At 34.3% G+C, this 15,038-nt stretch carries 14 protein-coding genes and 1 pseudogene; 4 read left to right on the top strand and 11 right to left on the bottom strand.

Going from position 1 to position 15,038, the window contains the following annotated elements:
• Positions 1-3: 3 nt before the first annotated feature.
• Together C564_RS0119730 and C564_RS0119725 are read left to right on the top strand one after the other, a co-directional pair.
• A complete protein-coding gene (locus C564_RS0119730) occupies positions 4-789 on the top strand; it encodes an ABC transporter substrate-binding protein (RefSeq protein WP_018766523.1) in 786 nt (261 codons plus the stop codon).
• A gap of 115 nt (positions 790-904) precedes the next feature.
• Positions 905-1,597, top strand: a complete 693-nt coding sequence (locus tag C564_RS0119725) for an amino acid ABC transporter permease (RefSeq protein WP_018766522.1) — start codon at positions 905-907, stop codon at positions 1,595-1,597.
• A gap of 163 nt (positions 1,598-1,760) precedes the next feature.
• Here C564_RS0119725 and C564_RS0119720 read toward each other — a convergent pair whose 3' ends face one another.
• Positions 1,761-2,846 (bottom strand): fatty acid desaturase family protein, encoded by a 1,086-nt coding sequence (locus tag C564_RS0119720; RefSeq protein WP_018766521.1) that lies wholly within the window; start codon positions 2,844-2,846, stop codon positions 1,761-1,763.
• 621 nt (positions 2,847-3,467) lie between these two features.
• On the opposite strand from C564_RS0119720, the gene C564_RS0119715 reads away from it, so the two are divergent.
• A complete protein-coding gene (locus C564_RS0119715) occupies positions 3,468-4,994 on the top strand; it encodes an FAD-dependent oxidoreductase (protein ID WP_018766520.1) in 1,527 nt (508 codons plus the stop codon).
• A gap of 28 nt (positions 4,995-5,022) precedes the next feature.
• Here C564_RS0119715 and C564_RS0119710 read toward each other — a convergent pair whose 3' ends face one another.
• From C564_RS0119710 to C564_RS0119670, 9 genes and pseudogenes are all read right to left on the bottom strand, one after another.
• On the bottom strand, positions 5,023-5,796 hold the full coding sequence (locus tag C564_RS0119710) for a nucleotidyltransferase domain-containing protein (protein ID WP_018766519.1): 774 nt from the start codon (positions 5,794-5,796) through the stop codon (positions 5,023-5,025).
• Positions 5,797-5,969: 173 nt separating this feature from the next.
• Entirely contained in the window at positions 5,970-7,079 is a 1,110-nt protein-coding gene (locus C564_RS0119705; RefSeq protein ID WP_018766518.1) for a PRK06851 family protein, read from the bottom strand.
• 107 nt (positions 7,080-7,186) lie between these two features.
• Positions 7,187-7,567, bottom strand: a complete 381-nt coding sequence (locus C564_RS0119700; protein ID WP_003194716.1) for a hypothetical protein — start codon at positions 7,565-7,567, stop codon at positions 7,187-7,189.
• Between the two features lie 266 nt (positions 7,568-7,833).
• A pseudogene (locus C564_RS32325) lies at positions 7,834-8,371 on the bottom strand (ATP-binding protein); the annotation flags it as partial.
• Positions 8,372-8,671: 300 nt separating this feature from the next.
• On the bottom strand, positions 8,672-9,937 hold the full coding sequence (locus C564_RS0119690; RefSeq protein ID WP_018766517.1) for a hypothetical protein: 1,266 nt from the start codon (positions 9,935-9,937) through the stop codon (positions 8,672-8,674).
• 274 nt (positions 9,938-10,211) lie between these two features.
• Complete coding sequence (locus tag C564_RS0119685) at positions 10,212-10,880, bottom strand: hypothetical protein (protein WP_003194710.1); 669 nt, start codon at positions 10,878-10,880, stop codon at positions 10,212-10,214.
• Positions 10,881-11,107: 227 nt separating this feature from the next.
• Positions 11,108-11,563 (bottom strand): hypothetical protein, encoded by a 456-nt coding sequence (locus C564_RS0119680; protein ID WP_003194709.1) that lies wholly within the window; start codon positions 11,561-11,563, stop codon positions 11,108-11,110.
• Positions 11,564-11,585: 22 nt separating this feature from the next.
• Positions 11,586-12,122 carry a hypothetical protein gene (locus C564_RS0119675; protein WP_018766515.1) on the bottom strand — a complete coding sequence of 179 codons (537 nt, stop codon included), beginning with the start codon at positions 12,120-12,122 and terminating at the stop codon, positions 11,586-11,588.
• 485 nt (positions 12,123-12,607) lie between these two features.
• On the bottom strand, positions 12,608-12,847 hold the full coding sequence (locus C564_RS0119670; protein ID WP_080547158.1) for a helix-turn-helix domain-containing protein: 240 nt from the start codon (positions 12,845-12,847) through the stop codon (positions 12,608-12,610).
• A 179-nt stretch (positions 12,848-13,026) separates the two neighbouring features.
• Between C564_RS0119670 and C564_RS0119665 the strand changes: the two genes are divergently transcribed.
• On the top strand, positions 13,027-13,395 hold the full coding sequence (locus tag C564_RS0119665; RefSeq protein ID WP_003205643.1) for a hypothetical protein: 369 nt from the start codon (positions 13,027-13,029) through the stop codon (positions 13,393-13,395).
• A 308-nt stretch (positions 13,396-13,703) separates the two neighbouring features.
• Here C564_RS0119665 and C564_RS0119660 read toward each other — a convergent pair whose 3' ends face one another.
• Entirely contained in the window at positions 13,704-14,753 is a 1,050-nt protein-coding gene (locus C564_RS0119660; RefSeq protein WP_018766513.1) for an NAD(P)/FAD-dependent oxidoreductase, read from the bottom strand.
• Positions 14,754-15,038 lie beyond the last annotated feature (285 nt).

The raw sequence follows: 15,038 nt of genomic DNA, 5'->3' as shown, positions 1-15,038 counted from the left end.
TTGATGAGAAAGAAAATACTTACTGTTTTTGCAGCAATTACACTATGTGTATCCTTCGTCCTTGGAGCCTGTAGTAAGGAAACTTCAACAAATGAAGGGAAAGAGTTTCGCTACGCAATGAGCGGCTTATATAAACCTTTTAATTTCAAAGAAAATGACGGAAAACTAGTTGGTTTTGATGTCGAAATTGGTGAGGCACTCGCAAAAAAAATGGGAATGAAGCCTGTTCCAGTTACAAACCCTTGGGAAACATTGATTCAAGGTCTAAAAGCAAAAAAATATGACGTCATATTAGGAAGTATGGCAATTACAGAAGACCGCCTAAAAGCCGTTAATTTTACGAATCCATACTATCGCTCTGGTGCACAAATTTTCGTAGCTAAAAAGAACAATTCCATTTCTTCAGTAGAAGACTTAAAAGGAAAAAAAATCGGTGTTGTAAAAGCTAGTACATTTAAAACACTTGTGGAAAAACATACAGATCAAATCACAGAATACGACAGTGACATTACAGCTCTTATGGATTTGGAACCAGGCCGAGTAGATGCTGTTATTACGGATCAAATGGTTGGTCTTCGTATGATAAAAGAAGGAAAATCAAATATAAAAGAAGCTGGCAAACCATTAAATCTTGAGGAAATGGGAATTGCAATTCGCAAAGATGATAAAGAGATGGTGAAGAAAGTAAACAAAGCATTAGAGGAAATTATTAAAGATGGCACATATGAAAAAATCAGTAAAAAATGGTTTGGAAAAAATATTCTTGGAGAAGAGGAAAAGACAAAATAAAATGATTTACCCTTCTAAAAAACAAATCATTTTTAATCCATAAGCGATGCCCCACCTCAGCCGTGGGGTATTTGCATCTATTTCCTAAAATAAATTCTATATTGAGGTGACGTTGATGATTGAAATTTTCATATCTACATATCCAACATTTCTAAAAGCAATTGTCATGACTTTACAATTAACATTAACTTCATTATTACTTGGTTCATTAATCGGACTTCTATTCGCCTTTTTTCGTATTTCCAATAATAAAATTTTAAATAGTATTGCACACATATATATTGCTGTTATCCGAGGCACACCATTAATCGTTCAAATCATGATTCTTTATTTCGGCATTACGTCTATTATCGTTCTGTCTTCATTTTGGGCTGGTGCCATTGCTTTAGCAATTCATAACGGTGCATATATTACAGAAATTTTCCGTGGCTCCATTCAATCGGTCGATCGCGGCCAATTAGAAGCGGCTCGTTCTTTAGGAATGTCCTATCCACTCGCTATGCGCCGTATCATTTTACCGCAAGCATTTCGATTATCAATCCCACCGCTCGGAAACCAATTTGTCATTGGATTAAAAGATTCTTCCCTTGTCGCATACGTAGGAATGTCTGAGCTTTGGGGATCCGGTTTATCTATAGCTGCTGGAAACTTTAAGCAACTTGAAACATACATTGTTGTTAGTGCCTATTATCTTGTACTCGTCCTTTTGTTTACTTACCTCGTAAATCTCTTAGAGAAAAAACTTCAGCGTAAACAAAGTAATTCTATACAAGTAAATAAAGAGAAAGAAAAAGCAGTCTCTTTATAGGAAGAATTGTAGCAACCCTTTCATCTATTAGATTGAAAAAGGAATCAATGAAAAGTTACTATTACATGCAAAAAAACAATCAAAATACAAACTAAAAAAAGCAAGCTACTTTTTAGGTAGCTTGCTTTTATAGTTAAAGGGTTCTAAATAATCTATTCCAGAATCATGGATTCACTTTTTTGATAGTTTCCTGTTCTTCTATATGCTCCTCACGATATGCAATATTATCAGGGTCTAACCCATTCCCTAAAGAACCATAGAAATGTTCCCTATGAGGATCAACTAATTCACTGCCTTGATAATATACACGAGGTGTGTTCCAAAGTGCTGCCATTGCTTTCGTCATCGGCATTTCATGATAACGCTCCGGCCACATTTCTTTAATTTTTTCTTTTACTAATGGGTAATACTTAGAACTCATAGCAGGGAACAAATGATGTTCCGTATGATATGAGAAGTTAAAATGCAAAACATCAACCCAGCGCGGCACTGTTACAGATAAACAGTTAGCTAATGGATCATTTACAGGAACAATTGGATTTAAACGGTGATTTGTTGCAATATAGCCCATTACAATAAAGTTTGCAATGAGTAATGGAATCACATAAGCAAACAACCACTTCGTAGGCCCCATAATAAATAGCAAACTAATCCAAACCGTCCATGGCAAAAGAAGTTGAAGCCATACAGACTTCTGATTCGATGACTTAAATTCTTTTATAAAATGAAAGAACATACGAGTCGAATGTATTGTAAATTGAATTGTTAGTGACAGAAAACTGAAGAAAGAACGTACATGCAAGGGCATACGATACACCCATCTTAAAAATTTACTCTTCTTCATCTTTTCAAGTGTTGGCCACGCATCAGGATCATATTCTTCATGCTGTGTATGAACATGGTGCGTCGCATTGTGCCATTTTCTCCACAATTTCGGTCCTGTAGATAATGGCATAAATGCAATTGCCCCTAAAAAATCACGAAGCCATGCTTTTCTTACAACGGTTCCGTGCAAAATTTCATGTCCTAAAAACCCAAGTGAAGCAAAACATAATCCTAGAACAATTGCAATTCCAAGATTTGCCCACACATTCAAATCGAATAAACCAATCGCTATTAACCCAGCTACCGCCACAAGCAAATAAGCCAGTCCACCAAACAAACGAGTTGGAACTGGTTTAAATGCTTTTTTTGGCAAATGCGGCGATACACGTGCTGCATACCATCCAAACGTATGAAGCTCCTTCATCCTTTTGCCCCTTTCTTATGCCGCGCTTACGCAACTTGCATAAATCAATTCTTGTTTCCAGATTGATAATACTAGTTAATTACAAAAAGCATTTATAATAAGTAAATCATACTCACTCTATCGTCACTCATTTTCGCTTTTATTATCAATGAAAAACATTTCTCTTTTTACTCTTTATCAACCTTTCCACATGATGAATCATATCAATAGACTTTCCATATTGTCAATAATTTTTATGACCTAGTAATAAAATGTGGTTATATTTTTATAATAATATTTTATTTCACCAAAGGAAAAGCATAGGTTTTATAAGCTTTTATCCATTATATATATAAATACTTTTACATATAAGAAAGTCTGCTTCACTCAAGAAAAGCTTATATATGAACATCAATAATTCTTGATAGAATCGACTGTCATTTAAAATAACCTTATAAAGGAATACTCATTTTTATTATATTAGAATAATATTTATGTTTTGTAAATATTTAAAACTTATTCTTAATTTCTTCTGTTCACTGTACAGTATCTCCTTCTCCTAGATTGAAAATAAGCTACATGAATTTTATATAAATTGGAAAAAATAAGTAGTAAATTATTTTAAAACAGGAGGGACATACGATGACAAACAATTCATTTCCCCAATTTCCAGAACCGTACTGGCGCGATTCTACTTCATTCCCTATTTTCCCCAAGCTATCAGAAAGTATAAAAGCAGAAGTTGCAATTATTGGTGCTGGAATTACAGGCATCACAACTGCTTATTTACTTGCAAAAGAGGGCATGAAAGTTGTTTTAATCGATTCCGGAAATATTTTAAATGGAACGACAGGCCATACGACTGCAAAAATCACTGCACAACACGATCTCATTTATGATGAGCTCATTGATCATTTTGGAGCTGATCAAGCGCGCCTATACTATGAGGCAAACGAAAAAGCATTGCAATTTATAAAAGAAACAGTCCGAACAAATAACATTGATTGTGACTTTACTGAAGAAGACGCCTACTTATATACAACTTGCAATGACGGATTACGGAAATTAACCAAAGAATATGAAGCTTATAAAAAACTAAATATTCCTTGTGACTATGTAGAGTCCATTCCACTTCCTATCTCAGTTCAGGGAGCACTTGTTATGAAAAAACAAGCACAGTTCCATCCTCTTCATTATTTAAAGAACCTTGTTGAACAGTTTATTGAAGCAGGCGGAACAATCTATGAGCAAACCACTGCAATCGATATCGAGAAAGGATTCTATCCGCAAGTCATTACAAAAGATGGCCATCGTATTACATGTGGATATGTCGTCTCCTGTTCTCATTTTCCTTTCTATGATGCAAATAGCTTTTTCTTCACAAGAATGTATGCAGAACGTTCCTACGTTCTAGCTATAAAAGCAAAAAAAGATTATCCCGGAGGCATGTATTTAAGCATAGACACTCCTACACGCTCCTTACGTTACACAACAGTAAATGGAGAAAAAATTATTCTTGTTGGGGGTGAAAGTCATAAAACAGGACAAGGAATCAATACAATGCTTCATTATGAAGCATTGCACTCTTTCGCAGAAGAAATATTTGGAATAGATGCAATCCCTTACAGATGGTCAGCACAAGACTTAATTACCCTAGATAAACTACCTTACATCGGCCATATTAATGAAAATAATCCAAATATATTCGTTGCAACAGGTTATCGAAAATGGGGGATGACAACAGGAACTGCTGCAGCTCAACTACTAAAGGACTCTATTACAAAAATAGATAACCCGTATAAAGAACTCTTTGCCCCATCACGATTCCATGCAGATCCAGATATAAAAACATTTGTTTCTCAAAACCTTGATGTAGCAAAACATTTGATCGAAGGCAAGTTAGAATTTGCTCTGCGTAAACCAGAAGATCTTGAAAATGGTGAAGGTGCCGTTGTAAGAGTACATGGAAAACGTGCAGGCGCTTATAAAGACAACGAAGGAAAATTGCATATTGTTGATACGACCTGTACACACCTTGGCTGTGAAGTAGAATGGAATAGCGGTGATTGTACGTGGGATTGCCCTTGTCATGGATCACGCTTTTCAATTGAAGGAGATGTAATTGAGGGGCCGGCAGATAAGCCCTTAAAACGGGTTGATGGAGAATAAAGTTAACTAAAACAAACAGAGCACCAATCTACTGGTGCTCTTTCTCAAATAACATATCCCGAAACAAGCCATTCAACCTCTCAACCTCAATGCCCTTTCCCTTTTCAATACCTTTCACATACTCTTGATAATACTTTATCTGCCCCTCTAAAAATTCATTTAATACGATAATCTTCGGACCAGTGTCTAACTCAACACCATCCTTTTTCTTTAGAAGTAAATCTTCAATTTCATCAAAAAGCTCTTGTTCTAGCGACAATTCAGTAATGAATCGTTCAAATTCTACAGGCGGCAATGTCCCTTTCTCTTCTAACCATTTGCAAGCTAAAATAGGACGCAATACATAGAAGTACTTTTTCAACTTCACACTCTCTCCTTGTAGAAATTCACGATAGTTTTTTGAAGCCATATGTAAGTAGTGATACATCGTTGCTTTAGGATCAAAATCATTTTCGCTCATTTTCTGTAGACGCTCTGGAAGATCAGAGTTCTTAGAATAAAAGATTGGAGAACGGATCCATTCTAATAGTGCTGGATTTGATTTTGCAAATAACTGCAGAGCTTTTCTAATATCCCAACCGCTTATGTCTAAAGCATCACTAATTGGATACTCAATCACATCACGTTTTTCATTAATAGATAAATACCAGTCTACTGAATGAATGTATACAAATCTAACATCATAATCACTATCTTTCGACTGAAATCCCCATGCACGACTTCCAGATTCGACAGCAAATAAAATTTTCACATTGTTCTCTTTTTCAATTTTCTGTAATTCTAATTGAATTTTATCCCTCATATATATCATCCTCATTTTCTGATCATTTCCCTGGAAATTCGACAAATATAATCTACTTATTATTGGCGTGTTATTCTACTTTTAACATCAATATCTCAGTAACTCTATAGTATGTATCATAACTAAATTTAAAAGGAAGCTGCTAGGCCTTCCCTGGCAGCTCTATAAACATTTCATTTTTGTTGCTCGCTAACAAGCTTTGCAATTCGCTCAAACTCACCCTGAATTTCATTTTTATACATATCTACTTTTGTAAAATCCATCGCAGCAATATAAATCCGTTCTAATTTATCTCGAACTGCTTTTGCCTTCGCTAAGAACGACATTGCTTCACTCATTTTTGTTTTGTATTGAATGGAAACATCCCGAATTTCTGTTGCATATTTTTCATCCGTTCCTGGCGTAACGATGAGATCATACATATCAATAATCTCATCACCTTCTCGCTCTGGAAAATATTCATGTGGCGCGGTGCTGTCAAAGATCGCAAAACCTAATTCTCTTACAATAATCATATCTAGGCTATTTGGATCAAAGCCGCAATGATATACTTCAACTTCAAATCCTTTCTCTTCCGCTGCCCCTGCTAATTTTTTTAACATCGTTGATTTTCCTGAACCCGGGCGTCCTTTTATAAAATAACGATGCGGGATATCTTCTGTTAAATTTGGAACGAAATCAACCGCCCCTTTTGGTGTTGCTGCCCCTAAGAAACGGTGCTTTACCACCGCTTGTTTTCCTTTGTTATCTGCAAATAACTTTTGTATAAGCTGCTTTGTTAATTCATTCGCTTTTTGAAAATCAATATTATCAATATAAATTCTCTCCCAATCATCATGTATAGCTAACGCCTCTTTAAAACAAGCATACGCTGATTGAAATGCATCGCTCGCTTCAGAAATATAATGTGTAATTTCACCTTTATGTTTTCGTAATTTCTCTGAATCCCATGCAACTCCTAAGTTCACGTATTCCTCTACAACTCCAGGTATTTTTGGCTCAATGACATGTGGTGCTGTTCCATCTACAATTCCTACTTTTAATTTTGGAATAATAACACCATCGATGGATTTATTATCAGACGAACAATGTAACAGTTCAATATCATATCCTCTTCCAACCCACTCACGCCCAATTGCTTTCATCAATGAGGATTTCCCTGTCCCTGGACCACCTTTCAAAATGAAAAGTCTTTCCAATCCCCTTACATTTTCCTCATATAAACTATAAAAACCTCTCGCGGTATTTCCTCCAGCATAATAATTTAAAATTTTCCCTGTCACTGCCCTCACTCCTTTATAGCAGTCTACTTACATAAATTACAATATGCACGACGCTTCAATTGGGTGAATACCTATTTTTTATTCTTGCAACAAAAAAGCAGAGATCATCATTGACCTCTGCTTCGATATTTTCGATTTAAATTAAGAAAAAACTGTTCAATCCGAGGACGAACCCATGCAAAATAATCTTTATCTTTCTTTTTCTTACAAATAATTTCTTTTCCATCAACCATTCCGACAAGCTCTAGTTCTAACAATTGCCTCGTAAATTCTAGAATATTCACTTCTTCTTTTGGATACTCTTCCTTTAGCTTTTCTTCAATTTCTCCCAATAAAAATCCGTCACGCATCATTGCAAGTGCATCAATCCAAAGTGGCGGCATTTCATATTTTTCTCCTGTAATTGTATCCTTTACAATATAATTCTTTTGATCTTTTCGAAATTGAATAGTGTGTAAACATACGGTCGAATTTAATGTTAGTTCCATCGTACCACCTCTGTCATAATATCAGCATAGAAAAAAGGATGCATGTGCACCCCTCTTTTTTAATTCACATAAAACCCAATTCAATATAAACATTCATACAAGTAAAAACTACAAACCGGTACATGAGTAATAAAACTACATGTCGATATTTTCCTCCATTATAAACTAAGTTTTTTATAAAAAAAAGCATTCTTGAAGCTTTTTATAAAATGTTTATATTTACACAACAAGAGCACTTTTCTGAAAAGTACTCTTGTCTTTAAATTCTATATAGTTGGCAATGTCACTTCTACTTTTGTCCCTGTGCCAATGTTACTTTTGAATTGAATCATCCCTTGATGCTCTTCAATAATTTTATTTGTAATGATTAAACCAAGACCAGTTCCATTTTCCTTTGTCGTATAAACAGACTTTCCAAGTCTCTCTATTCTTTCGCTATCCATACGTTTTATAGGCAGAAATTCTCAAATCTCCACCATGCATCATCGATTCAATCCCATTTTTCACAAGATTTAATAAGACTTGCTTTAATTGTTTTTCATCACCCTTTATATCAGGTAACACCTCATCTACTTGTATATGTATTTTTACAGCGTACTGCATTGCATAACTTTCCATCAAATGAACAACATATAACAGAACTTTTCGCATATCACATAATTGATACATTGTTGGTTTCGGTTTTCCAAGTAACATTAACTCACTAACAAATCCATTGATTCTCTCAATTTCCTGCAGCATAATATCATAACTAGCATTATCAGCTAGATTGCGCTCTTTTTGAATTTGAGTAAAGCCCTTTAAAGTCATTTCTATCTAACTTTTACGTCATGTGAAATTTCTAGTAGTATTATCCTATATAAAATGGCTATACTATTTTTATTCTAACTTCCTTTCATACCATAACACTAAAAGAGGGAGTGAACAAACTCCCCCTGTTAACAATTACACAAAATGAAACCTTAATCAGTGGAAGCCTCATTCCACACTGATTATTAGTCCTCACCAATCTGGTTTTTACAGTCAGTTGATCCATCACCTAACCTCTTCGCTTTCGCTGAAGTTTGAGGTGGAGGTCTTACTGCCCACAAATGGCGGGATAAATTATATCCACTTCACCCGCTCATGAAGCAATCCATCCGTAAATGAATTATCACCCATCACAAAATCTTTCATATAAACATGTAAATATTCACCATACTTACTTTTTGTATTAAGTAATAATTCCTCAACATAATACACACCTGGTGAAAATATATCTAGCAGTAAACTGGACAAACCAGCATAGATTCCGCAACCAACTTGAAAATAAGTCGCGTTTGTCTTATATTTCTGGAAAACTTCACTACTATTCATTACATTGTACATATATTTTTCATTGTCTTCATAGACAAGTAACACACCAACTAAATCTTCTCCGGCTATTTCTTCCTCTGCTGGATTAAAAACTTTTCGATTCCAATTCCATAATTTATCCACATCATCTAGATTTTTTCGAATTAAATCTGTTGTATATTCATTAATACGATAAAGAAAACCCACTTCCATATCAAATGTTTTACCAAGAATCAGAACTTCTTCATGTGGCATTAGGCAACCATGAAACTCTTTCTCTCCTAATCTCACTTTATATTCCGAAGCATATACATCCTCATAAAAATAGATGGGCCGATGATGACTCACATACATTGGATAACTTAATATTGCTTCATCAAGAAAACGTTCTACCGCCCATGAAGCATAAAGTGTATTAGGTTTTATAAGACTTTGGTCTGCAAAGAAAGAATAATCATGCTCTATAATATAACACGCACGTGGTTTTTTTCCCGGTTGTTCTTTCATAAGCTGTACAACCATCCATTGAACAACACCAGGATTCATTCCCGATCCTATGATAGCTCTTGTATTTGTAAAATTATTTTTTTCCTTTTCAAATCTCGTATAACGTTCTGTAAGCTGAAACCCCTTTAAGCTATCATCCTGATCCACCTGCTCATTCTCCAAAGCTGAATTTACATACGAAATACCTAATTCATTACAACAACTAAGTATACGAATCGTATCTGCTCCGGAAACGTCGATAACTACACCAGCATCCGTTTTCTGCAAATGCTGTTTAAACAGTATTGTATTTTGAAGATCCATTTCATGAAGAAAGAATTTCCCCTTTAAATTCGGAAATAATTCGTCATAATAGCTTTTTTCCTTTTGCTTTATATCAACGAGATGAAACTTTAAATCTTTTATCATAGAATAGATGGGATCATTTATATTCGCCACAGTTTGATTTAAAACTGCCAATACTGCTTTAGCGGCTCCTCCCCCACTACCAAGTAATGTAATTGAAAAAGAATGTCTAAGCTGACTCACCCTGAAAACCCCTTTAATATTTAGTTAGATAACACATAATCTATTCAATTTTGAAAGGATAGCTTGGACATAATAAACATGCTCGTACACATTTTTTATTATAAAAATATACCTTTCTCTCTTACTAATCCATGATTAAATATTTAATCAGTGAGGAGATGTCTTCATCCCTCACTGATAGTTAGCCCTCGCCAATCGGGCTTTTACGGGATAAAAATAGACTCGACCTTTTCTTTTACACACATAAAAGAAAAAGCAAGCCTTCTTAACAAGCTTACGGAAAATGAACCGATTTTACATGTTGAATATTTAAATATACTTTTTCATCACGCGCCTTGATCAATTCAATATGACCATCTTCAATTTTCGTCATCTTCCCAATTTTATTTGAATGTTCGCCTAAATCAAACACCATAATTTTCCTTGCCATTTTGATTAGTTGTTCTTCAAATGTTCTAGCTAGTGTAATATTTAATGGATTAACTGAAAGCTCATTTTTATTGAGGGAATACGGAATTTGATTTTCTTGATAGGGGATTAACCATTTTAGATGTTTTAAAGAAATATATACTGTTTTGTACACAGGGCTATAGAATACTAAATAATCATTCATAACACTTGCAACATAACCATGAATAGGATAACCACCAGCTACATAAATCTCCGTAAAAATCCCTTTAGATGTGCTCAGTACTTTTCGAAGGGAAATTGACGGTGATTCTCTTTTAATAACAGAATCTGTTTCTGGCTTGTGTATTTCGGTCACAAGACTCGCCAAAAATTTATAATATTGAATATGATATAAGGAAATATAGATGTAGTCTTTCCCATCATAAATAACAACAATATCATTGCCTACATCAATTAATAATCCTTTAAACCTTTTCTCGCCAATTAATTTAACATAGATATATTCTCCAATATTTTTGCTTAGTTCGTTCACCTGTATCCTCCTTTCTCCAAAGCGTAACTTCCTCTTTATCTCTCATTCACATGTAGCTAAAAAAGAATAATAGGGGGCTAAAACATGTATGCAAAGTGACACAATGCTCTCTTTCTATCTGTATGAATAGTAGAGGAGGGCATTTAGACTATAGTGAAATAATAGCAATTGAACAAAAAACATTCGCCACTACCTATTCCATACTGCCCCCTCTTATTTATCAAACATTACTCTTCTTCATCTTTATTAGTTTTAACGATTTGATTTACGTTTTTAATGTGAAAGTTAATAACGTAAATTACCTCATCACGGTTCACTAATGTAACGTATTCTTCATTTACATCACTTAATAAACCTTCTACGCTTTCTGGTCCACCGCGATTAATTTTGACCCATTTATACTTAAGACTACCTAGTATCTCTTGAAACGTTGCACCATCCGCATAGGATTGCTCAATAAAATAAGGATTTAACCCTATCTCTTTTGCCTTTTTTACAACACCCTTTACATGCTTCTGTTGATAATAAATGACCTCTCCTGTATTTCCTTGAAGAACGAGATAATCATCACCTACTGCCAGCAACACACCTGTACGGCTTTCTGGTCCACCAAGGTTTACTTTTACACCTTGATAAACCAAGCTTTTTATTTGATTTTCAGGAAATATATTTTCCAATTTCATCCCTCCTTCCCCTCTTTTGTTATTATTTGGATCGATTATATCGACTTGATTGTCTTGTTGCTCTTGCTCTTGAATATTGAACATATGCTGTCTGATCGGATTTTTGGTTATTTGATTGATAATCATCTTCTTCTAGTGCTTGCAGACCATAATTCATACTTTTAATATGGAAATGTGGAATCTGTACAACTTCCTCTTTTACAATTAATGTCACATATTCAGAAGAAACATCTTGTAGAATTCCTTCAATCTTTTCTGGACCGCCGCGGTTAATTTTCACCCAACGATACTTTAAATTTTGAAGTAAGCCTTGAAAATCTTCACCTTGTGCAAATGTTGGTAAAACTCCAATTTCTGCAGCAACATCTTTCGCATTTTTTGTAATACTTTTTAGATGTTGAAACTGATAATAGTAAAACGTTCTGTTTTCACTCAATAAAATAAAATGATCCGAATACACTGCGACCACTGTACCTTTTTGAGACTCTGGTCCACCTCGATTCACTCTAACACTCTCTCCAATCAATCCATACAGCAAATCACTACTAATCGTGCTCATGAGAAAACCCCTTTCATTGTTTTATAAGTCGTTTGCACTGATAGTATATGTATCTGTACAGGTTACGTTCTCTATGATTGTCCCATTATATAAAAATATGTTTTTAACACGGGGGTACATCTATCCAATATGTATATCTCTGATGTACAAAAGACTAGCATGGCTTCTATCAATACCCAGCATGTCATTAGCCACCATTTATGCACACAATTTTACTATTTCATCATAAAAAAATACCGTTTCAAGATACTTATCCTACAGATCTTGAAACAGTATTTATAAAGTGAAACTTTACTTAGTGGAGGATTTTTCATCCTCCATTAATATTAGCCCTCACCAATCGGGCTTTTACGGGCAGTTTATTCTCCACCTAGCTTCTTTACTTTTGTTGAAATTAAAGTGGGAATATTACTGCCCACAAATAGCAGGATAAAAATGATTCTGTATCATTTTTCATAGAGTACTACGCTATAGGCCCATGAGTTTTAATCTTCGTCCTTTACATCCATATCCTCTGGAATTGGCTCATTTAATATTTCTTCTACTAACTGTTTATATTTTTCCATTTGCTCTAAATGCGTATTGAACTGTTCTTTATTCAGCAAATATTGCTCACCGTCATACACGGCTCGAATTCGTTTTTGCTGAACCAATTCTTCAATGTAAGATTCCGGAATATTTAAATATTCTGCTGCTTCTTTTACCGTTATATACAATTGTTTCATTCCCTTATTATTTTTTATGTCTACATTATTATAAAAGATTTTTATAAATAAAATAAAAAGATTTTGTAAATACAAATCAAAAAGCAGGTAGATGCATTCCATATATTGTATAATAATATAGTAAGTATTAAAAAAATATAGATGGCATTTATCCATTTACACAAAGGAGAGTTAAACATATGGCTACTCGTCACATCATTACAATGTTAGAGCAATCATTACAAACTGAAACAACAAATACTGCTTCTCAGCTTTCTAAAGCTTTACCAAAAAGAATCATTGAGCAAACAAAGGCTGCAAATGAAAGCGTAAACTATAATACAATTGGAGAATGGTATAAACATCATTTCATATTTCAACAAGACGATTTCCTTTGGGCTAAATATGCTTACTATGATGCATACTGTGAAGCGTTACAAAACCAGGGACATCTTACAAAACGTGTACGTCACATACTAGAATCTATGGCTAGAAAACACGGGAAACAATATATTGCCTCTGTGCAAAATAAGCAGTTTCCTGATCAGTACGCACAAGGAACAGCATAATTTTCCTTGTCTATAAAAAATATGAACCACAAAAAAAGATTTACAAATCAAACGTTCACGTCTTTTACATGTATTCTCTTCTCAAAATACATGTAAAAGACGTGAACTGAAGAAACCAGTGTAATACAAATGATAAAAAACATAGTAATTATATAAATACCCAGCCTACTTCCTTACTTAATAAAGATTAGGAAAGTAACTGGGTGTTTATCTATTAAAAAGATATTTATTTCAAATCTCTCATAATTCATTTACATATTCTTCTCTATGTATTTCTTTCCACTCTTTAAACTTCTCAACACGACCCATTATTTCATCATTTGCTTAATAAGTTCTCGGTTACGCTGTTTGAAAACATCATTATGGGAAGAAACCATTCCATATTCACTCGCATCTGGTTGAATAAATTGTTTTGCTTTATTTACAGCATTTCCAGCATCTTGGAAAGCACCCGCAATTAAATGCAATTTCCCTTCATGCTTTAAAATATCTCCGGCAGCATATAGCCCTTCTATTGAAGATTCACTGTTCGCACTCCCGGCAATAAAATAATTATCAACGATTTCAACATTTAGTTCACTATTTTCCAATAATGTCATATCACGTTCATACCCATGATTAATAATGACTTCGTCAATAGGTAAATGAGAAACTTCACCTGTTTCATGATTCGTTAACTCAATATATTCAATTTCTTTGTGATTATCATCAGCCATCAACTTTGTAATCGACGTATTAAAGAGACAATCCACTGAACTATTCATAAGCTGAGTAACTTGTGCTTCATGACCAGCTAAGGCATCTTTTCTATATGTTAAATAAACCTTTTTCGCAATGGGCTCTAATTCATTTGCCCAATCGATCGCTGAGTTTCCTCCACCTGAAATAATTACAGTCTTATCTTTAAAACCCTTTAAAGATTTGACAGTATAATTTAAATTTGATACTTCAAACCTCTCTGCACCTTCAATTGCTAACTTTTGTGGTTTTAATATTCCACTTCCAGTAGCTACAATAACTGTTTTTGAAAAGTGCTTTTGACCAGAGAAAGTTGTTAGCACAAAAACTCCCTCTTCATTCCGAGTGATTGACTCTACCTTTTCATTCAACACTACTTCTGGATGAAATGTTAACCCTTGCTCCACAAGCTGCTCAATTAACTGCGCTCCAGTAACTGGTGGCAATCCCCCGATATCCCAAATCATTTTCTCAGGATAAACATGTACTTTCCCACCTAACTGTGGTTGAAATTCAATTATTTTTGTTTTCATTTCCCTAAGCCCACTATAAAACGCTGAGTAAAGCCCTGCTGGACCTCCTCCAATCACGGTCACATCAAATAATTCTTCTGGATTCATTTATGTTCACTCCCAGGCATCAAATATAATTGATTATCATTCTCAATAAAATATAACCTTTTCCCTTCAGGTTTTCAATCAAAATAACTATTGACAATAGAAAAATATAAAATTATATTATTAAAGAATCGATATTGATAATCATTATCATTTTGTAAACTATTAACAAATTTGCAGGGAAAATAGCGGCTCGTTTATTTATAGATCCCTCAAGTATTTTATTATAATAAATCTCAATATCAAGATTTATAAGATTCCTTAGCTACTAAGTGCAAGACATCTATC

It is taken from the genome of Bacillus sp. 105MF, from assembly GCF_000374885.1.
GTDB classification, from domain to species: Bacteria; Bacillota; Bacilli; order Bacillales; family Bacillaceae_G; genus Bacillus_A; species Bacillus_A pseudomycoides.
This window is presented reverse-complemented; position numbering and strand designations above follow the sequence as displayed.